Origin of the sequence: Streptomyces narbonensis, from assembly GCF_014649015.1 — a bacterium.
Lineage (GTDB): Bacteria > Actinomycetota > Actinomycetes > Streptomycetales > Streptomycetaceae > Streptomyces > Streptomyces narbonensis.
In genome coordinates, this window is the sequence record NZ_BMSF01000004.1 from 49,096 (window position 1) to 68,549 (window position 19,454).

The window sequence follows — 19,454 nt, forward strand, 5'->3', positions numbered from 1 at the left end:
TCCCGCAGAGTGAACACGTGTTCCCATGCGCTGTGCGTGGTGGCACGATGATCATCCGTGACCGACTTTCGTATCGACCTACGGCGGGGCGCGCTGATCACGGCCGCCCTCGCCCTCCTCTGCTCGGTGTTCTTCGTGCTGCCCGCGAGCGCCGAAGCCGAGCCCTTCGACGACTGCCCGCCCGCCACGTTCTGCCTCTACTCCGGAGCCGGCGGCACCGGCGAGCGCCGGGACTTCACCGACCTGCAGAGCGCGGAGAGCTACGGCGCGGCCTGGGACGGCAAGACCCTGTCGGCGAAGAACAACACCGCGATGTGGGCCTGCGTCTACGGCGACGCCGGGTACGGCGGGCACCTCGAGACCGTCAAGAAGGGCGCCCCGGACGCCTACCCGGCCGGCACCGTCAGCGGCCACAAGCTGGTCCCGTCCCGGGCCCTCTGCTTCACCGGCTACGAGCGCTGCCCCGACAACCGGGTCTGCACCTTCAAGGAGGCGAACGGACGCGGCGCGATGACCGTCCACCGCCCGGCGACCGACGCCACCACCAAGAACTACGGCAACAGCTACGGCACCGAGCCCGCGCCCAGGTCCGCCTGGAACCGGACCGCGAAGGAAGTCTGCTTCTACCCCGAGCCGACGTACACCGGCACCTGGGCCGACCCGGCGGACTCCTCGGGCGTGAGGAAGTTCGGCGCCTACGTCATCCTGCGCGGCGACAGCACCACCATCCCGGCGCCGTTCGCCGGCACCTTCCGCTCTCACGAGCTCGTCAAGGGAACGGCGGACTGCCAGTGACCAGGAAGCTTCGCCCCTGGGTGGCCATGGCCGCCGCACTCGGCGCCGCCCTCGCCCTCACCACCCCCGCCTCCGGCGCCGACGACGAGGCGGAGCTGGGCCCGCTCGTCGCCTGGACCAAGGGAACCGCTGTCACAGTCACCCCCGGCGTCACCCGCACCACCTGGACCGAGAAGATCGACCCCGAGACCGGGCGGACCCTCTCCAACCGCACCAAGGCCCGCGTCCTCCAGATCGTCGAGATCGACCCCACCGCGGGCTCGCTCACCCTGGAGAGCGCGGTCGGCACGAACGACGCCACCGCGGAGACGCTCACCGAGCAGCTCGCCAAGGTCACCCACGTCACGGCCCGCCACCCGTGGGCCGGCGTCAACGGCGGCCTGTTCCAGCGGGAACCCGCGGGCGCCGGAGCCGAGAAGACCACCGCGCACACCAGCGTCTCGGTCACCGACGGCGTCCTGCACAGCTCCAGCTGCTGGGACGGCGACAAGGGCTCCTCCGGCGCGGTCATCCAGTACGGCATCCCGTACGTCACCAAGCTCCGCACCCACCTGAAGCTCACCACGTCCTCGGGCGAGTTCGAGCGGATCGACGACATCAACCGGACACCCGGACGCCCCCCGCACTGCGCGCGTGACGAAGAGGACCAGCGCGTGAGCACGAGTCCGCCCGTCTTCACCGACACCGACGAGATCGTCGTCTTCACCGACGACTACGGCCTGCCCACCCCGAAGCCCGGAACCGATCCCCTCGTCGCCGCCACCGCCGACCCGGGCTACGAGGTCGTCGTGGACGCGCACGGCGTCGTCACCGAGGCCCGCGAGGGCCGCGGCGGAACCGTGGTCCCGGCGGGCGGCCGCGTCATCCAGGGCATCGGCACCGGGGCCCAGTGGCTCCGCGCCCGGCTCGTCCGCGACGACACGGTGACGATCGGCCAGCGGCTCGAGGACGTGACCACGGGCCGGGACATCCCGCTGGACGCCTCGGTCGACGTCGTCAGTTCCTTCCACACGCTGCTCCTCAACAGCGATATCCCCAAGGAGCTGCCCAACTCGTGCAGCGGCAAGGAGCCGGGCGCGGACGGGGTCACCCTGATCTGCACCGACTCGCGCACCGCGCTCGGCACCAACGTCCGCGGCCGTCCGGTGCTCATCACCCTCACCGGGCAGGACAACGAGGACGGCGAGTACCTCCAGACCTTCGCCGCCCTCCTGGACGCCCCGGTGCTCGGGATCCTCGACGCCCTCAACCTGGACGGCGGCGGCTCCACGACCCTGCAGACGGGCACCACCGTGCACACGCCGCCGACGGACCTCGTGGAAGGCAAGCTCGTGCACCGGGACGTGGCGGACACCGTGTACACCGGCGTCGGCGGCTACGGGATGTACGCGAAGCCGTAGAGGCCTCGTAGCCGTCAGGCCTTGAACCCCCGGTGGAGCGCGACGATCCCGCCGGTCAGGTTCCGCCAGGCCACCTTCGACCAGCCGGCCTTCTGGAGCAGTCCCGCCAGGGTCGGCTGGTCCGGCCAGGACTGGATGGACTCGGCCAGGTACACGTACGCGTCGGGGTTCGAGGAGACGGCGCGGGCCACCGGCGGCAGGGCGCGCATCAAGTACTCCTCGTACACCGTGCGGAACGGCGCCCAGGTGGGGTGCGAGAACTCGGAGATGACGACCCGGCCGCCGGGCTTCGTCACCCGGTACAGCTCGCGGAGCGCCGCCTCGGTGTCCTGGATGTTCCGCAGCCCGAAGGAGATCGTGACGGCGTCGAAGACGTCGTCACGGAAGGGCAGCTTCATGCCGTCGCCCGCCGTGAACGGCATCCACGGGTGGCGCTTCTTGCCGACCTGGAGCATCCCGATCGAGAAGTCGCAGGGCACGACGTACGCGCCCGCGCGGGCGAAGGGCTGCGAGGAGGTGGCCGTACCCGCCGCGAGGTCGAGGATCCGCTGCGCGGGGCGGGCGTCGACCGCCTTCGCGACCTCCTTGCGCCAGCGGCGGTCCTGGCCGAGGGAGAGCACGTCGTTGGTGAGGTCGTAGTTCGCCGCCACGTCGTCGAACATCGAGGCGACTTCGTGCGGCTGTTTGTCCAGGTTGGCTCGGGTCACGCTCCCCATTCAAGCAGCCGCCCGAATCTCTTCCCGTACCGCTTCAACCTTTCGGGCCCGGGCGCACTCAAGGACGGTCGAGAACAGCACGCGACGGCCAGGAGAGCAGGGGTGCGATGGCACTGTCGACCGAAGTGAGACCCGAGGCGGCGAGAGAGGTGGACGTGGGGCCGGTCGCCGATTTCGAGGAGTTCGCGCGCTCCGCCCAGCTGCGGCTCTACCGCACGGCGTACCTGCTCTGCGGCGACGCCGAGACCGCCCGCGACCTGACCCAGACCACGCTGGCCAAGCTGTACCAGCACTGGAAGCGGGCGGGGGCGGCCGACCATCCGCACGCTTACGCCAAGACGGTGCTGACCCGGACCTTCCTGTCCGAGCGGCGGCGCCGGCTGCGCGATCTGCTCGTGCTCACCCGGACCGGGGGCACGGACCCGGCACCGGCCGCCGACCACACCGACCTGCGGGTGACGCTGCTCGGCGCGCTCGCCGAACTCCCGCCCCGGGCACGGGCGATGGTCGTACTCCGCTACTGGGAGGACCAGAGCGTGGCCTCCGTGGCGACCCTGCTGCGGTGCAGCGAGGCCACCGTCAAGAGCCAGTGCTCCCGTTCGCTCGCCCGACTTCGCGTAAGCCTGGCCGATGCCGGGCTCTCGATCACGGAAAGCTGAGGTCCACCGTGGAGAACAACGACGACATCACCCTGTTGCGCGATGCCATGGACCGGACGGCCGGCGATCTGCCACCACTGCCCGACCTCGCCCCGCTCGCGGTGCGCGAGGGCCGCAGGCGGCGGGCCCGGTCGCGGTTCGCGGTCGGGGCGGCGGCGCTCGGCGTGGTCACGGCGGGGGCCCTCGGCCTCACGCTGCTGCCGGGGGCCGATCCCGGCGTGGCGATGCCCGCCGCCTCGGCCCCCGTCGGGAAGCGGCTGTCCCCGGAGGAGCGGGAGCGCCGGGAGGAGTACCGGTGGAAGATGGCGGCGCTGCTGGACGAGCTGCTGCCGGCGACGGTGACGGGGGTCCGGCCGGAGGGCGACCGGGTGAGCGAGTACCGCTTCGAGGCGGGCGGTGAGACCTTCCGCATGGTCGTGTCGGTGCGGCGGATTCCCGTGCACGGCGCGTTCGGGGGGGACCGGTGGGCCGAGAAGGAGGTGGCGAAGCTACGGACAGGGCCGATCAGTGAGCTGGGCGGCAGAGTGCTCGTGGGCTACACCTACCGCCGGAGCGATGTCCTTCTCATCGTGTACGACAAGAATGGGGGAGCGCCGGTGTCGGCGACCGATCTCTTCCCCGTCACCAGCGACCCGCGCTTCCTGGAGCTCGTGCAGGAAGCGGACGCGCGTCAGATGGAGGCTGACGACCCGCCGCTCGACCTGCTCCCCTCGCCCCCGGTTGCCCCTGACGCTCAGCGCGCCCGGTAGACCAGCCGCCCGGCGATCACGGTCGCGACGCAGGTCGACGCGCCGAGGCGGACCAGAGCGGCCCGGTCGGGGACGTCGAAGACGGCGAACCGGGCCGGGCCGCCCGGCATCAGGCCGGGCAGCAGGATCAGCGGCGTCGGCGAGAAGGACGGGCTGCCCGGGAGCTTCTCGGGGCGGCGGCCCACCGCGAGACCGGCCCGGCGCACGGCGTCCGTCGCCGCCCGGCCGCGGAGCTCGCCCGCGACGGCGACCGTCCCGTGCGCGAGCAGCCGCTGCACGCCGCGGCGCGCGGAGGCGCCCCGGCGGGAGGCGTCCATGCGGAAGATCCGCTGCGCCCGCTCCCCGCCGATCGGCTCCGTGCCGAAGCCCTCGGCCTCCCGGGGGTCCGGGTGGTACATGCCTTCCAGGAGCTCCGGCGCGTACGGGTTGAGCAGTCCCGGCGTCAGGATGCCGGGCCACCGCCGCACCCGGGCGTCGGGGCGGACGGCGACCAGATCGTCGTACGGGCCGACGGCGGCGACGAGCTCGCCGTCGACCAGGACGGCGGTCTCGGGCGAGGCCTCGGCGCAGTGGATCGTCAGCATGGCGCCGTCAGTTGGCGTCGAGGAGCTTCAGCTCGGGGTGAGCCGTGCCGCCCTCGATGGCCGTGGACGAGATGTGCGAGGCGACGCGGGCGTCGACCGGGTCGTTCGCCGGGTCCTCGTGGACGAGGAGGTGCTCGTACGTCGTGCTGCGCTGCGCCGGGACGCGGTCCGCCGTGCGGATCATGTCGATCATCTCGCGCAGGTTCGAGCGGTGCTTGGCGCCCGCCGAGGAGACGACGTTCTCCTCCAGCATGATCGAGCCGAGGTCGTCCGCGCCGTAGTGCAGGGTCAGCTGGCCGATCTCCTTGCCCGTGGTGAGCCACGAGCCCTGGATGTGGGCGACGTTGTCCAGGAAGAGCCGCGCGATCGAGATCATCCGCAGGTACTCGAAGAGCGTGGCCTGCGTACGGCCCTTGAGGTGGTTGTTCTCGGGCTGGTACGTGTACGGGATGAAGGCCCGGAAGCCGCCCGTCCGGTCCTGCGTGTCACGGATCATGCGCAGGTGCTCGATCCGCTCGGCGTTCGTCTCGCCGGTGCCCATCAGCATCGTGGAGGTGGACTCGACGCCCAGCTTGTGGGCGATCTCCATGATCTCCAGCCAGCGCTCGCCGCTCTCCTTGAGCGGCGCGATGGCCTTGCGCGGCCGCTCGGGGAGCAGCTCGGCGCCGGCGCCCGCGAAGGAGTCGAGACCGGCCTCGTGGATCCGGGTGATCGCCTCCTCGACGGAGACGCCGGAGATCCGCGCCATGTGCTCGACCTCGGAGGCGCCGAGGGAGTGGATGACGAGCTGCGGGAAGTCCTTCTTGATGGCCGCGAAGTGCTTCTCGTAGTACTCGACGCCGAAGTCCGGGTGGTGGCCGCCCTGGAACATGATCTGGGTGCCGCCGAGCTCCACGGTCTCCGCGCAGCGGCGCAGGATGTCGTCGAGGTCCCGGGTCCAGCCCTTCTTCGTGTCCTTCGGCGCGGCGTAGAACGCGCAGAACTTGCACGCCGTCACGCAGACGTTCGTGTAGTTGATGTTCCGCTCGATGATGTACGTCGCGATGTGCTCGGTACCCGCGTACCGGCGGCGGCGCACGGCGTCGGCGGCGGCGCCCAGCGCGTGCAGGGGCGCCGAGCGGTACAGGTCGAGCGCCTCTTCGGGGGTGATCCGGCCACCCGCGGCTGCGCGGTCGAGAACGGACTGCAGTTCGGCCTTCTCGGTCACCGGGTGCGTCCCTTTCGGAGGGGTTCTGAACGACCGAACCAGCGTACGCCAGGGCTTCTCACGGCTGCCGCAGGGTGCTCGGCGCCAGCAGCTCGACCCGCACGTCGGCCGGGAATCCGGTCGTCGGGCCGGTGCGGCGGGCGAACTCCCGGACCCCCGCGAGCTGCTCCGGGCCGAAGCGGAAGTCGAGCGTACGGAAGTACCGCTCCAGGAGCTCCGCGTCGAAGGTCTCCCAGCGGGCGGCCTGCTCGGCGACCTTGGCGACCTCTTCGAGGGAGAGGTCGCGCGAGGCCAGGAAGGCCTGGTGCACCTCGCGGACGGTCTCCGGCTCGCGGGCCAGGTAGTCCTTGCGCGCCGCCCACACCGCGAAGACGAACGGCAGCCCGGTCCACTCCTTCCACATGAGGCCCAGGTCGTGGACCTGGAGCCCGAGGCGGGGGGCGTCGTGCAGCGAGGCCCGGAGCGCGGCGTCGCCGATGAGGACCGCCGCGTCCGCCTCCTGCATCATCACGCCGAGGTCCGGCGGGCACGTGTAGTAGTCGGGCTTCACCCCGTACTGCTCGGCGAGGAGCAGCTGCGCGAGGCGCACCGAGGTGCGGGAGGTGGAGCCGAGCGCCACCCGGGCCCCGTCCAGCTCCCGGAGCGGCCGCTGGGAGACGATCACGCACGACATGACGGGGCCGTCGCAGCCGACGGCGATGTCGGGCAGGGCGACCAGGTCCTCCGCGTTGCGGAGGTACTCGACGAGGGTGATGGGGCCGACGTCGAGGTCGCCTCTGACGAGGCGCTCGCTGAGCTTCTCCGGGGTGTCCTTCGTGAGCTCGAGATCGAGGAGCGTTCCGGTCCTCGCGAGCCCCCAGTAAAGGGGCAGGCAGTTCAGGAACTGGATGTGTCCGACGCGGGGCCGGCTGCGCTGGTGGTCATCGGTTGCATTGTCCACATCGCGAGGCTAGACCCGTCGCGTGCGGCGGGCATCGCCGGGGCGCGCGACACGGCCGCGGGGCGTTGCGCGAGTCGTCCGCCATGGGGACGGAACCGCAGATCAAACATGTGGGCGACGTGATCTTTCCCTCTACCGCCCGCCGCGTCCTGCGTGCTACGCTCAACGCAAGTTGCAGTTTGGTTTCCCTTGCAGTACAGAGCCTGCGGAGCATGTGACCCGCAGGCTTTTGTAGTTTTCAGACTTGTTTGCAGGTTCTGGAGCAGGGCAACCCTTTGGCCCAAGGAGGGCTTATGGCTACCGGAACCGTCAAGTGGTTCAACGCTGAAAAGGGCTTCGGCTTCATCGCCCAGGACGGCGGCGGCCCGGATGTCTTCGTCCACTACTCCGCGATCAACGCGAACGGCTTCCGTTCGCTCGAGGAGAACCAGCTCGTGACCTTCGACGTCACGCAGGGCCCGAAGGGCCCGCAGGCGGAGAACGTCACCCCGGCCTAAGTTGCCCGGGTCGGCGTCAGCGCTGGACTAGAGCAGTACCCAAGGAGCCCCGCTCCGTGCCTCGGCACGAGCGGGGCTCCTGCCTCTTTCCGGGCCCTTCCTCCAGGGCTCAGCAGGTGGGGATCACGGTGCCGTTGTTGTCACGGGCCTCGTCGTTGCCCCAGCGCGACAGGTAGTAGGCGGAGACGTACGCTCCGCGTCCGTTCTTGCCGGCGTAGACGGTGTCGAGGTCGGTCCGCAGCCACCAGTGGTTGAAGTTCCCGGAGGCGTCCCGGACCTCCTGGCCCCAGACCTTGCAGTAGACGTAGTTCGTGCCCGCGTTCAGCACGCCCTGGGCGTCGTTGGTGTTGGCCTGGGCGTAGCCCGTGGCGTTGGCGAAGGTGTCGACCCAGTACTTTCCGCCTCCGCCGCCCGAGCAGCCGTTGTCGCTCGCCAGGTACTTGGATCCGTAGGAGCCCGGGTAGGGGGCGAGGGAGGCGCCGTTGATGACGATGGGCTGGCCGACGCCGTTGTAGAGCTGCTCGTAGTGGATGTGGGCGCCGGAGCTGTTGCCGGTGGAGCCGGTGGTTCCGATCTGCTGGCCCTGGGCGACCCAGGCGCCGTTGGCGACGGAGTAGGCGTTGAGGTGGAAGTAGTACGTCTTCCAGCCGCTGCCGTGGTCGACCACGATGTAGTTGCCCGCGCCGCTCGGCTGGGAGTAGCGGTAGGCGGTGCCGGACGCGGAGGCGAGGACCGGGGTGCCGGCCGTGCCGCCGCCGTCGGCGCGGATGAAGTCGAGGGCCTGGCGGACCTCGGCGGAGTGGTGGCTGTAGGTCCATTTCTGGCCGCAGGGGTAGGGCGCCTTGAAGAGCGGCGCGGCCTGGGCGGGGGTGGTCGTGACGAGCGCGGTGAGCAGGCCCGCGACGAGCGCGAGCAGGGTGCCGAGCGGAGTGATCCGGGCACGCATGCATCCTCCTGGAACCGAGTGGGGACAAGGGTCGACGCGCGTTGAACGGACCACAGCGTGCCGGAAGATCGCGTGCCGCAGTAGTCCGCGACGACCACACTCGTACGGCCGTTGTTACGTAGGCTGGACACATGACCGAACGGAAACCGCCGGGTGTGAGCTTCGAGTCTTTCGTCGACAAGCAGATCCGGGAGGCCTCGGAGCGCGGCGAGTTCCGCAGCCTGCCCGGTTTCGGGCAGCCTCTGCCCGACGACTCCGCCCCGTACGACGAGCTGTGGTGGATCAAGGGCAAGATGCACAGCGAGGGCGCGTCCGTACTGCCCCCCTCGCTGGCGCTGCGCAAGGAGGCCGAGGACGCGGAGGAGGCGGTGGCCGCGGCCGTCTCGGAGAGCCAGGTCCGCCGGATCCTCGGCGAGATCAACACCAAGATCGCCGAAGCCCTCGCCCGGCCGCCGGCCGGACCGCCGCTGAACCTGACGCTCTTCGACGTCGACGCGGTGCTGGAGGGGTGGCGGGCGGAGAGGAGGCTGCCGTGAACAGCGCCGGTCTGCTGGTCGATGCGTTCGGGCGGGTGCGGGAAACCGTCCACGAGGCCGTGGAGGGGCTGACGGAGGACGAGCTGGCGGCGCGGGTCGACCCGGACGCCAACTCGGTCGCCTGGCTCGTGTGGCACCTCACCCGGATCCAGGACGACCACCTCGCGGACGCCTTCGACACGGAGCAGCTGTGGGTGGCGGACGGCTGGGAGAGCCGCTTCGACCTGCCCTTCTCCCGGCGGGCCACGGGATACGGGCAGACGAGCGCCCAGGTCGGCGCGGTGCGGGCACCGGCGGAGCTGCTGCTCGGCTACCACGACGCCGTGCACGCGCGGACGGTGGAGCTGGTCGGAACGGTGACGAACGCGGACCTGGACCGGGTCGTCGACACGGCCTGGGACCCGCCGGTCACCCTGGGCGTCCGGCTCGTCTCGGTGATCGCGGACGACCTCCAGCACGCGGGGCAGGCGGCGTTCGTCCGGGGAGTGGTGGAGCGGCGCGCGGCGGTGTGAGGCGGGCCGGGGGCGCAGGGAGCGGTGACCTCCGGCCGTACAACCAAAGATCGTGATGGTGAGTCAAACAGGTGTGCCATCGGCCATCTCGGCTTTCCATGGGGGGACTTCACCTTGCAGAACCGTTTGATCGTCCGTCACCGCCGCCGTCACCTCGCCGCCGCCGTCACCGCCGTCCTGGCGCTCACGGCCGGTACGGCCCTCGTCGCCACCCCGGCCACGGCGGCCCCCGCCCCCGGCCCGGCGGTCGGACAGAAGGCCGAGGCGATCGGCACCCTCCCGCAGGACGCGCGGGTCACCGGTGCCGGGGCCACCGGCTTCCTCAGTACGGTCCAGCACTACGACACGTACACCACCGACTTCCTCTGGACGAAGTACGCAGACGGTTCCACCACCGTCCTCAACAAGCCGAACACCTCCTTCTTCGGCACCGGTTCGGACATCGTCTGGGGCCATCAGGCCGGTTCGCTCTCGTACTCGATGTACGACATGACGCAGGCGAACACCTCCGCGGGCGGCGTCTCGATGAACAACGGCACCTACGCGCACGGGGCCATCGGCTCGGGGCTCGTGACCACCACCGAGGACCGCAACACCGGCGCCGTGAGCGTCGCCATCCTCCGCAAGGGCCCCTCCGGCGCACCGGTCTCCACGCCCGTGCCCGGCATCCCCGGCGACGCCAACCTGATCAAGGTCGTCCTGACGACGCCCGGCACGGCCGTCATCGCGTACGAGACGGGCCGCGCCGAAACGCTCCGCTACCACCTGGCCGCCGTGGACACCGTGACCGGCGAGGTCCTGGAGACGCGCCCGGCGAGCTCGCTGGAGTTCGGCGACGTCGCGCTCTCCGCGACCCACTGGTCGTGGATCGAGTACGACTACCCCGACGGGGACCTCGGCGGGAAGCGCGTCGCCCTCCTCCACACCGCCCCGCGCGGCGGCGGCGCGACCACCACCATCGACCTGGGCCTCGTCACCGGCGGCGCGTCGATGCGCACGGGCCTCCTGGGCGACTGGGTGACCTACACCAGCGTCGGTGGCTTCCAGTCCACCGGTCCGTCGCCGTACTACCCGCTGGCCGCCCGCCCCCTCGGCGGCGGGGCGCCGGTCAAACTCCTCGACCACGTCGTCTCCGCGGTCTCGGACACCGACGGCTCCCTCGTCGTGCGCGGCGGCAGCCTCACCGAGGGCGAGGGCGTCTACAAGGTCACCGCCAACGAAACGGGCGGCGCGCCGACCGTCACCAAGGTCGCGACCTCGAACACCCCGACGGCACTCGGGATCGTCTCCCAGGACGCCGCCCCGACCGTGGTCGACCTCGACAAGAACCAGGGCGCGAGGTTCAGCTGGACCCTGACCCAGCCGAACGTGGATGGCTCGTTCACACTGCGGCACACCCGCACCGGCAAGACCGAGCAGATCTTCATCTCGACCACGGACGGGACTGCCAACCCGGACAACAAGGCCACGGTCGACTGGTCGGGCAAGCTCGCCTACTCCTCCGTCGCCGCCTTCAACGGCGACTACACCTGGGACCTCCGCCTCAAGCCGCGCAGCGGCATCGGCCCCGAGCTGAGGAAGACCGGCGCCCTCAAGGTGGTCCGCAAGGCCGCCGCGCACGACTTCTCCGACAACGGCACCCCGGACATCCTGGCCCGGGACTCCGCCGGCCGGGTGTGGCGCGACGACCTCAACAACAGCGTCTCCGTGGACGGCGTCCCCACGACCGACCACAAGGTGCTCGGATCCGGCTGGAACATCTACGACCAGATCGAGGCCGTCGGCAACGTCGCGGGCGCGCCCGTGAGCGACCTCGTCGCCCGGGACAAGGACGGCGTCCTCTGGCTCTACCTCGGCAAGGGCGACGGCACCTTCGCGCCCCGCACCAAGATCGGCACCGGCTGGAAGGCGTACAACAAGATCACCGGCGGCAGTGACGTCAACAACGACGGCAAGGCCGACCTCTTCGCCACCGACACCTCCGGCGTCCTCTGGCTCTACAAGGGCACGGGCAACTGGCAGGCCCCCTACGGCGCGCGGACGCGGGTCGGCGGCGGCTGGGGCGTCATGAACCAGATCACCGCCACCGGCAACCTCGGCGGCACCGTCCACGGCGACCTCGTCGCCCGTGACACGACCGGTGTCCTCTGGCTGTACCCGAGCACGGGCAGCGGCACGTTCGGCACGCGCGTGCGCGTCGGCGGCGGGTGGGGCGGCTACACCCAGCTCGTCGGCACCGGCGACTTCGACCGCGACGGCCGCGCCGACCTCTTCGCGTACAGCCCGGGCGGCGGCTCGTTCCTCCACCGGGGGACGGGGAACCTCTCGGCGCCGTTCGCCCCGCGCACGAGCATCGGCGTCTACCTGCCGGGCTCGACGGCCCACAGCCCGGTCATCTGACACCCCGTTCATGTCTCGGGCGGGGTGCCGAACGGCACCACGCCTGACGGTCCTGAGGCATTCCGGATAGTCGTACAACCTTGCGACGCAATCGGAGGTCATGTGGGTGCGGCGTGGATCACCGCACCCACATCACTTGAGGGAGAACTCCGTCTTGTCCCCCACCGGTTCGTCCCGTCGCCGCCTCACCACCGCCGTCGCCGTGGCGCTCGCCGCCGCGTGCGTGAGCACGTTCACGACGGGCGGGACGGCCGCCGCCACGGCGACGACGGCCGTTTCGAGCAGCACGACGCAGCAGGGCGTGGCTTCGCTCCTGCCGAACTCCGTGGTCATCGGCCACGGGGCGACGGGCTTCCTCACGGCGGGCGGCGACATGAGCGGGGACGGCCGTCCCGACCTCCTCGCCACCGACAAGACCGGTGTCCTGTGGCTCTACAAGGGCACCGGATCCGCCACCGCGCCCTTCTCGAAGGCCGTACGGATCGGCGGCGGCTGGGGCGTCTACAACAAGATCACCGCCACCGGGAACATCGGTGGCGGCCCCGCCGGAGACCTCATCGCCCGCGACACCTCCGGCGAGCTCTGGCTCTACCTCGGCAAGGGCGACGGCACCTTCACCGGCCGGACCCGGATCGACACCGGCTGGGACTGGTTCCACGACATCGTCGCCGTCGGCGACGCCAACCGCGACGGCCGCAACGACCTCGTGGTCAGCCACCGCGGCGAGGGCACGGCGGGCCGGCTCTTCCTCTTCCCGGGCACCGGCGACTGGCGCGCTCCGTTCTCGCCCGTGGAATCCGTCCTCACGTCGCCGCGGCTCGCCCAGACCGACTCGCGGCTGTTCTGACCCGGTCAGAAGGAGGAGAGCGAAGCCGAGCTCCTCATGTACGCGAGCACCGCGTGCCAGCACGCCCTTTGATCACCCACGTCTCAAGAGGAAACGATCCTTTGACCATTTCCAGCTCGTACACCCGGACCCGGACGCCCCGCCGGCACCTCGCCGCCGCCGTCGTCGCCGTCCTGGCCGTCACCGCCGGCACGGCCCTGACGGTGGTCCCGGCCGCCCACGCGGCCCCCGCGACCGCCACGCAGAACACCCAGGACACGGCGGCCCTCGCCACGCTCCCGAACGACTCGCGGATGGTCAGCGCCGGCTCCACCGGCTTCCTCACCACGGTCCCGAACTACGCCGGGGACACGGACGAATACCGCTGGACCAACTACGAGACCGGCGCGACCACTCTCCTGAGCGCGCGGGAGACCTCCTACTCCGGCAACAGTTCCGACATCGTCTTCGAGAGCAAGGCCGCCTCGCTCTCGTACACGGTCCGTGACATGACCCAGCCGGGCAACATGCTCAGGCCGGCCATCTCGCTGAGCAACGGCTCCTACGTACGTGCCTTCCTCGGCTCGGCGCTCCTGGTCTCGACCGAGGACGACGAAACCGGTGACACCACCTTCGCCCTGCTCCGCAACACCAACGGCTCCACGAAGTCCACGCCCGTGACCGGGCTGCCGTCCGACGCCCGCTACATCAGAGCCGCCGTCACCGCCCCCGGAACGGCGACCGTCCGGTACACGACGGGGACGGTCGGCAACGTCCGCAACGGTGTGGCCGTCCTGGACACCCTCACGGGCCAGATCGTGGAGCAGCTCCCCGAGATCACCCAGGCGTCGCGCGACTCCACCTTCGCGTCGGCGACCCACTGGACCTGGGTCGAGTACCTCGGCAACGGCCGCGCCCGCCTCGCCACCGCCCCGCGCGGCGGCGGCGACACGCCCACGTACACCGACCTGGGTCCCCTCGGCGGCGGCTCGGGCCTGCAGACGAGCATCCTCGGCGACTGGGTGGCGTACTCCAGCACGCACTACGGCAACCCCGAGTCCCCGTCGGCGCTCTACCCGCTGATGGCCCGCCCCGTCGGCGGTGGCGAGCTGGTCCGGCTCCTCGACCACGTCCAGTCCGCGACGACCGCCCCCGACGGCTCCCTCGTCGTGCGCGGCGGCACGCTCGCCCAGGGCGAGGGCGTCTACCGGATCACCCCGAACGGCGAGAACGGCGCGCCGACCGTCGAGATGGTCGCGACCACGAACGCCCCGACGGCGCTCGGTCTCGTCTCCCACGACATCCCCGCCACGGTCGACCTCGACAAGAACGGCGGCCGGGCCACCTTCAACTTCGTCCTGACCCATTCCTATGTCCAGGGCTCGCTCACCCTGCGGCACGTCCGCACCGGGAAGTCCCAGAAGATCGACTTCAGGACCACGGTCGGCAACACGAGCACCGGGAACAAGGTCACGGTCAACTGGTCGGGGCAGACCGACTGGACCGCCGCCTTCAACGGCGACTACACCTGGGAGTTCCGCGCCACGCCGAACAGCGGCATCGGCCCGGAGCTGACGAAGACCGGCACCTTCAAGGTGGTCCGCAAGGCCGCGCTGCACGACTACAGCGACAACGGCACCCCGGACATCCTGTCCCGCGACCCCTCGGGCCGGCTGTGGCGCGACGACGTCCTCAACTTCCGTACGGAGGACGGCGTCCCCACCTCCGAGCACAAGCTGCTCGGCTCCGGCTGGAACGCCTACACCCAGATCGAGGCCGTCGGGAACGTCGCCGGCGGGCCCGTCTCCGACGTCGTCGCCCGGGACCGGGACGGCGCGCTCTGGCTGTACCTCGGCAAGGGCGACGGCACCTTCGCGGCCCGGACGAAGATCGGCACCGGCTGGAACACGTACAACAAGATCACCGGCGGCAGTGACGTCAACGGCGACGGCTGGGCCGACCTCCTCGCCACCGACACCACCGGCGTCCTCTGGGCCTACAAGGGCACGGGCAACTGGCGCGCGCCCTACGGCGCCCGGACCAAGGTCGGCGGCGGCTGGGGCACCATGAACCAGATCACCGCCGTCGGCAACCTCGGCGGCACCGCGCACGGCGACCTCCTCGCCCGCGACACCGGCGGCGTCCTCTGGCTCTACCCGGGCACGGGCGGCACCGCCCTCGGCAGCCGCGTGCGCGTCGGCGGCGGCTGGGGCGCCTACCCCCACCTGGTCGGCTCCGGCGACGTCAACGGCGACGGCCGCAACGACGTCCTGGCGTACGGCCCGAGCGGATCGTTCTACTACCCGGGCACGGGCAACCTCTCGGCGCCCATCGGGGTCCGCACCGGCATCCCGGTCTTCGTCGGGGGCTCGCCCGACATCAACCTGATCGCCTAGCCCGAACAAGCAGGCGAGGCCGTACAACCCTTGATCCCGATCACGGGTCCAACCGGGCGTGGCACTCGCCACGCCCGGTTGTCTTGGGGGTAATTCACCGTGCAGAACCGTTTGTCCGCCCGTCGTCGCCGCCACCTCACCGCGGCCGTCGCCGTAGCCCTCGCCGCCGCCTGCGCGGGCACGCTCACGTCGGGCGTGGCCCTCGCCACCACCGGGACGACGGCCGCCGTTTCGAGCGGTACGGCCCAGGAGAGCGTCGCCGCGCTCCTGCCGAACTCGTCCGTGATCGGCAACGGACCGACGGGCTTCCTGTCCGTCCGCTGGGCCGCCCCCTCCGGCGGGCAGTCGGAGTACCGATGGACGCGGTACAAGGACGGCGTCACCACCCTCCTGCCCGCGGGCACGTACGAGGGCAGCGCCGGCTCGGACGTGATCGTGAAGAGGGTCAACGGGGCGACGCACCACCTGTACGACATGGCCACGGGCGCCGCCCCCGTCGTCATCGACACCACCTCGGTCGGTGCGACCGCAAGGCTCGTACGGGCCGAGGGCTCGACCCTCGTCATGGAGGTCCCGCGCGCCGGGGGCGGCTCGGACGTCCACCTCGTCGCCAAGGCGGCCGACGGGACCCTCCTGAACCGCAAGGTCTCCGGGGTTCCCGCCACCACCTCCGTCCGCTATTACCACCCGGTCGCGCCGGGCGAGCTGCTCGTCCGCTACTGGGACGCCACCCAGAGCGTCCTGCGCGCGCTCCTCGTGGACGTCGCCACGGCCAAGGTCGCGGAGAACCGGGTGCTCACCGATGGCATCGCGAGCCCCGACGTGACCGCCTCCGCCACCCATGTGATCTGGGGCGAGTACGCCCGCGACACCACCACGGCCCTCTGGCTGGCCAAGCGCGGCCAGGAGGGCGCCACGCGGGTCCCCGTGGGCTCGGACGCGTCGCTGGCGCTCGGGGTCCTGGGCGACGACTGGGTGGCGTACGGCGATCCGCGAGGGTTCGCGAAGGCCGAGCCCAACCCCCTGCACGCCCTGACGGTCCGCTCGCTGACCGACGGCCGCACGGTCAAGCTCCTCGACCTCGTGCACCGTGTCGTCCCCACCGGCGACGACACCCTCCTCGTCCAGGGCGCCACGCTCGCGCAGGGCGAGGGCCTCTACCGGCTCACCGTGGGCGCGGACGGCGAACCGGCCGCCACCCTCGTCGCGAGCACGGGCCGCCCCCTCGTGTACACGGTCACCGGCGTGACGATCCCCGCGACCGTCGACTTCTCCGTCGCCAAGAACGGCGTGCCGCTGAAGGTGCAGGGCAGCGGCAGCAGCCTCGGGAAGGTGACCCTGGAGCTGACGCACACGGCGACGGGGGCCCGCGCGACCCTGGGCGGCACGGCCACGCAGGGGGCCGTCAGCCTGAACTGGGACGGCACCTTCGACAACGGCACGGCCGTCCACAACGGCGACTACACCTGGCGACTGACGACCGTGCCCTGCAACGGGATCGGCGAGAAGGCGGAGCTGAAGGGCTCGCTCAGGGTCATCGGCCGGCCGGCGGACCACGACTTCTCGAACAGCACCTCGCCCGACCTGCTCTTCCGCAACGGCGGCCGGCTCTCCGTCTTCGACGCCCGACAGGTCCTGGACAGCAACACGACGGCCCCGCTGTCGGAGGTCGTCGTCGGATCCGGCTGGGACACGTACGACCGGATCGTCACCCCCGGAAACCTGGGCGGCTCCGTCCACGCCGACCTGCTCGGCCGGGACAGGGACGGCGTGCTGTGGTCGTACCAGGGCACCGGCAACCCGTCCGTCCCCTTCAAGACGCGTACGAGGGTGGGCGGCGGCTGGGGGATCTACAACCACCTCACCGCCGGCCTCGACGTCAGCGGAGACGGCCGCCGCGACCTCCTGGCCGCCGACAAGGCCGGCGTCCTGTGGGTCTACAAGGGCACGGGCTCCCCCACCTCGCCCTTCCGGCCGCGCGTGAAGGTCGGCGGCGGCTGGGGCATCTACAACAAGATCACCGCCACCGGGAACATCGGCGGCGGCCCCGCCGGAGACCTCATCGCCCGCGACAGGAACGGCGACGACTGGCTCTACCTCGGCAAGGGCGACGGCACCTTCGCGGCCCGGACCCGGATCAGCGGCAACTGGGGCTACTACACCGACCTGATCGCCGTCGGTGACGCCGACCGCGACGGCCGTTCCGACCTCGTCGTCCGTCATGTGACCGGCGGCGACACCGGCAGCCTCCTCTTCTACCCCGGCAGCGGCGACTGGCGGAACCCCTTCCCGAAGGAGGAGCGGATCGACGCGTCGCGGCGGTTCGTCCGCGACGGCTCCCTGATGTTCTGACCCGCCCACCGCCCCACGCGGCCGAAGAGTCGTACAACCACTGATCACCCTCCGACCGGGCGTGGCACGCCACGCCCGGTCGTCCTGGGGGTACTTCACCGTGCAAAACCGTTTGTCCGCCCGTCGCCGTCGGCGTCACCTCGTCGCCGGCCGCGGCGACGAGGTCGTCGTGTACGGCGGCAGCGGCGACTGGCGCGTGCCGTTCGCCCTCGGGTCGGCCACCCCGCTCCCGGCGGACCTCGCCCACGGACGCCCGACGCCGTACCGACCCCGGAGCTACCGGCAGACGAGCGGGACGGCCGCCCAGACCGTCTTGCCGACGGACCGGTCCTTCACGCCCCACGTGGTGGACAGGGCGGCCACCAGCACCAGCCCGTAGCCGCCCTCGTCGGGCTGCCCGGCCGGTGACGGGCGGCGCTCGCCCCGCGCGTCGGAGAGCTCGATCCGTACGTGCTCGTCGCCGCGCTCCATCCGCACCTCGAAATCCCGCCCCCGCACCCGGCCGTGCAGGGCGGCGTTGTTGGCGAGCTCGGCGACGACCTGCTCGGCCGCCTCGGCGGCGGAGCCGGTCACGCCCCAGTCGTGGAGCTGCTGTACGGCGAGTAGCCGCGCCAGCCGCGCGCCCCGGCGCGTGGCCGAGAGCCGGAGCGTGAACTCACCGGTTGGAGTGGTCGTTTCGGACTTCATGCCCCAGAGCCTGCTGGCCGCGACCTACCCTGAACAGCAGCGACGCGACGACGCTGAGTCACTGTACGGGTGCGCCAAGAGGGCGGTACGGATGTCGGGGAACGTGGAGGAGCGGCCGGAACGGCCCTCCGAGGTGGACGGTACGGCGCACCTGTTTCGTGCGCTCGGGAAGATCATCAAGGTCCTGCGGAAGAACGCGGGCCTGAGCCAGACGGAGCTGGCGGAGATCACCCATTGCAGCGAGGACCTGATCTCCTCGATCGAGCGGGGCGTACGGACTCCCCAGCCGGACTTCCTGGTGCGGGTGGACCCGGTGTTGAACGCGGGTGGGGTGCTGATCGCGGCGGTGGACGACGTGCGGGAGGCGCTGGCCAAGGCACGGGTGCGGCATCCGGACTGGTTCCGGAGCTTCGCGAAGGCCGAGGCGGAGGCGGTGGCGTTGCACTACTACGAAGTGCAGGCCGTGCCGGGCATTCTGCAGACTCCCAGCTATGCGGAGAGCGTGTTCCGCCATCGACGTCCCCTCTACGACGAGGAGACGATCGGAACGCGGTTGGCCGACCGCCTCGCCCGTCAGGTCATCCTGGAAAGGTGGCCCTCGCCGACGATGAGCTTCGTGATCGAGGAGGCGGTGCTGCGCCGCCCGCTGGGCGGCCGGGACGCCTTCCGCAAGCAGCTACGGCGCCTCGTCGAGGTCGCCCGGATGCGGACCGTACACCTCCAGGTCATGCCCATCGACCGCGAGGAACACCCGGCTCTCGGTGGGGCGTTCACCCTTCTCACGCCCAAGGGGCGACGGGAGGTCGCGTACACCGAGAGCTACGGACATCCTCGGCTGATCACCGACCCGGAAGAGGTGCGCATGTACACCGAGCGCTATGGGATCATCCGGGCGCAGGCACTCACGCCACACGAGTCCCTGGAGTTGATCGAGAAGATGCTGGGAGAGCTATGAGCACCACGGATCTGGCCTGGTTCAAGAGCAGCTACAGCGACGGCGAGGGCGGCAACTGCATCGAGATCGCCTACGACTGGCGGAAGTCCAGCTACAGCGGCGGCGAGGGCGGCAACTGCATCGAAGTCGCCGCCCACCCCACCACCGTCCACCTCCGCGACTCCAAGGTCCCCCACGGCCCCCGACTCGCCGTCACCCCCGCGACGTGGGCCGCCTTCGTCTCGTACGCTGCGGAGGAATCGTAAAGATCGTTAGCGGGCACGGTGTCGTGTAGCTCCGCGCCCGCTTCGCAGGGGG

19 protein-coding genes are annotated in these 19,454 nt (G+C 71.1%); 13 read left to right on the forward strand and 6 right to left on the reverse strand.

The genetic code is table 11. The annotated features are described in order from the left end of the window. The first annotated feature begins 57 nt into the window (after positions 1–57). Both IE124_RS08665 and IE124_RS08670 read left to right on the forward strand, forming a co-directional pair. Positions 58–795: a peptidase inhibitor family I36 protein gene (locus IE124_RS08665; RefSeq protein ID WP_189506529.1), complete on the forward strand. Its 738-nt coding sequence runs from the start codon at positions 58–60 to the stop codon at positions 793–795. Further along, a complete protein-coding gene (locus IE124_RS08670) occupies positions 792–2,195 on the forward strand; it encodes a phosphodiester glycosidase family protein (protein ID WP_189506531.1) in 1,404 nt (467 codons plus the stop codon). The genes IE124_RS08665 and IE124_RS08670 overlap by 4 nt, the downstream gene beginning before the upstream one ends. Before the next feature lie 14 nt (positions 2,196–2,209). On the opposite strand, the gene IE124_RS08675 is transcribed toward IE124_RS08670, so the two are convergent. Then, a complete protein-coding gene (locus tag IE124_RS08675) occupies positions 2,210–2,902 on the reverse strand; it encodes a demethylmenaquinone methyltransferase (RefSeq protein WP_189506533.1) in 693 nt (230 codons plus the stop codon). Positions 2,903–3,018: 116 nt separating this feature from the next. Here IE124_RS08675 and IE124_RS08680 point away from each other — a divergent pair, with 116 nt between their 5' ends. Next, positions 3,019–3,570: a SigE family RNA polymerase sigma factor gene (locus tag IE124_RS08680; protein ID WP_189506535.1), complete on the forward strand. Its 552-nt coding sequence runs from the start codon at positions 3,019–3,021 to the stop codon at positions 3,568–3,570. Between the two features lie 8 nt (positions 3,571–3,578). Further along, positions 3,579–4,319: a hypothetical protein gene (locus tag IE124_RS08685; protein ID WP_189506537.1), complete on the forward strand. Its 741-nt coding sequence runs from the start codon at positions 3,579–3,581 to the stop codon at positions 4,317–4,319. Here IE124_RS08685 and IE124_RS08690 read toward each other — a convergent pair. From IE124_RS08690 to IE124_RS08700, 3 genes are read right to left on the reverse strand one after another with little or no spacing between them, the layout of a single operon-like run. After that, on the reverse strand, positions 4,304–4,903 hold the full coding sequence (locus IE124_RS08690) for a hypothetical protein (RefSeq protein ID WP_189506539.1): 600 nt from the start codon (positions 4,901–4,903) through the stop codon (positions 4,304–4,306). The two genes, IE124_RS08685 and IE124_RS08690, sit on opposite strands and share 16 nt — an antisense overlap. A 7-nt stretch (positions 4,904–4,910) precedes the next feature. Beyond that, on the reverse strand, positions 4,911–6,110 hold the full coding sequence (mqnC, locus tag IE124_RS08695; protein ID WP_189506541.1) for a cyclic dehypoxanthinyl futalosine synthase: 1,200 nt from the start codon (positions 6,108–6,110) through the stop codon (positions 4,911–4,913). A 58-nt stretch (positions 6,111–6,168) separates the two neighbouring features. Beyond that, on the reverse strand, positions 6,169–7,050 hold the full coding sequence (locus IE124_RS08700) for a menaquinone biosynthetic enzyme MqnA/MqnD family protein (protein WP_150267271.1): 882 nt from the start codon (positions 7,048–7,050) through the stop codon (positions 6,169–6,171). A 293-nt stretch (positions 7,051–7,343) separates the two neighbouring features. Between IE124_RS08700 and IE124_RS08705 the strand changes: the two genes are divergently transcribed. Further along, on the forward strand, positions 7,344–7,547 hold the full coding sequence (locus IE124_RS08705) for a cold-shock protein (protein WP_030208785.1): 204 nt from the start codon (positions 7,344–7,346) through the stop codon (positions 7,545–7,547). A gap of 109 nt (positions 7,548–7,656) precedes the next feature. On the opposite strand, the gene IE124_RS08710 is transcribed toward IE124_RS08705, so the two are convergent. Then, positions 7,657–8,493, reverse strand: coding sequence for a M23 family metallopeptidase (locus IE124_RS08710; RefSeq protein ID WP_189506543.1), 837 nt, complete (start codon positions 8,491–8,493; stop codon positions 7,657–7,659). A 131-nt stretch (positions 8,494–8,624) separates the two neighbouring features. Between IE124_RS08710 and IE124_RS08715 the strand changes: the two genes are divergently transcribed. From IE124_RS08715 to IE124_RS08740, 6 genes are all read left to right on the forward strand, one after another. After that, positions 8,625–9,029 carry a DnaJ family domain-containing protein gene (locus tag IE124_RS08715; RefSeq protein WP_189506544.1) on the forward strand — a complete coding sequence of 135 codons (405 nt, stop codon included), beginning with the start codon at positions 8,625–8,627 and terminating at the stop codon, positions 9,027–9,029. Then, the gene (locus IE124_RS08720) at positions 9,026–9,541 is read left to right on the forward strand and encodes a mycothiol transferase (protein WP_189506546.1); all 516 of its coding nucleotides are present in this window, start codon (positions 9,026–9,028) and stop codon (positions 9,539–9,541) included. Before IE124_RS08715 ends, IE124_RS08720 begins: the two co-directional genes overlap by 4 nt. A gap of 114 nt (positions 9,542–9,655) precedes the next feature. Beyond that, complete coding sequence (locus tag IE124_RS08725) at positions 9,656–11,941, forward strand: FG-GAP repeat domain-containing protein (protein ID WP_189506548.1); 2,286 nt, start codon at positions 9,656–9,658, stop codon at positions 11,939–11,941. Between the two features lie 154 nt (positions 11,942–12,095). Further along, positions 12,096–12,788 carry an FG-GAP repeat domain-containing protein gene (locus IE124_RS08730; protein ID WP_229832290.1) on the forward strand — a complete coding sequence of 231 codons (693 nt, stop codon included), beginning with the start codon at positions 12,096–12,098 and terminating at the stop codon, positions 12,786–12,788. A 101-nt stretch (positions 12,789–12,889) separates the two neighbouring features. Then, positions 12,890–15,163 carry an FG-GAP-like repeat-containing protein gene (locus IE124_RS35320; RefSeq protein WP_189506552.1) on the forward strand — a complete coding sequence of 758 codons (2,274 nt, stop codon included), beginning with the start codon at positions 12,890–12,892 and terminating at the stop codon, positions 15,161–15,163. A gap of 99 nt (positions 15,164–15,262) precedes the next feature. Next, positions 15,263–17,515 carry an FG-GAP repeat domain-containing protein gene (locus IE124_RS08740; RefSeq protein ID WP_189506554.1) on the forward strand — a complete coding sequence of 751 codons (2,253 nt, stop codon included), beginning with the start codon at positions 15,263–15,265 and terminating at the stop codon, positions 17,513–17,515. Positions 17,516–17,791: 276 nt separating this feature from the next. Here IE124_RS08740 and IE124_RS08745 read toward each other — a convergent pair whose 3' ends face one another. Next, on the reverse strand, positions 17,792–18,202 hold the full coding sequence (locus IE124_RS08745; protein WP_189506556.1) for an ATP-binding protein: 411 nt from the start codon (positions 18,200–18,202) through the stop codon (positions 17,792–17,794). A gap of 91 nt (positions 18,203–18,293) precedes the next feature. Between IE124_RS08745 and IE124_RS08750 the strand changes: the two genes are divergently transcribed. Continuing rightward, positions 18,294–19,157 (forward strand): helix-turn-helix domain-containing protein, encoded by an 864-nt coding sequence (locus IE124_RS08750; RefSeq protein ID WP_189506558.1) that lies wholly within the window; start codon positions 18,294–18,296, stop codon positions 19,155–19,157. Beyond that, positions 19,154–19,402 (forward strand): DUF397 domain-containing protein, encoded by a 249-nt coding sequence (locus IE124_RS08755; RefSeq protein ID WP_189506560.1) that lies wholly within the window; start codon positions 19,154–19,156, stop codon positions 19,400–19,402. Before IE124_RS08750 ends, IE124_RS08755 begins: the two co-directional genes overlap by 4 nt. Positions 19,403–19,454 lie beyond the last annotated feature (52 nt).

Coding starts and splice junctions, on each gene's coding strand:
- IE124_RS08680 (WP_189506535.1), top strand. CDS start 3,019: ATGGCACTGTCGACCGAAGTGAGACCCGAGGCGGCGAGAGAGGTGGAC.
- IE124_RS08690 (WP_189506539.1), bottom strand. CDS start 4,903: ATGCTGACGATCCACTGCGCCGAGGCCTCGCCCGAGACCGCCGTCCTG.
- IE124_RS08705 (WP_030208785.1), top strand. CDS start 7,344: ATGGCTACCGGAACCGTCAAGTGGTTCAACGCTGAAAAGGGCTTCGGC.
- IE124_RS08710 (WP_189506543.1), bottom strand. CDS start 8,493: ATGCGTGCCCGGATCACTCCGCTCGGCACCCTGCTCGCGCTCGTCGCG.
- IE124_RS08715 (WP_189506544.1), top strand. CDS start 8,625: ATGACCGAACGGAAACCGCCGGGTGTGAGCTTCGAGTCTTTCGTCGAC.
- IE124_RS08745 (WP_189506556.1), bottom strand. CDS start 18,202: ATGAAGTCCGAAACGACCACTCCAACCGGTGAGTTCACGCTCCGGCTC.
- IE124_RS08750 (WP_189506558.1), top strand. CDS start 18,294: ATGTCGGGGAACGTGGAGGAGCGGCCGGAACGGCCCTCCGAGGTGGAC.
- IE124_RS08755 (WP_189506560.1), top strand. CDS start 19,154: ATGAGCACCACGGATCTGGCCTGGTTCAAGAGCAGCTACAGCGACGGC.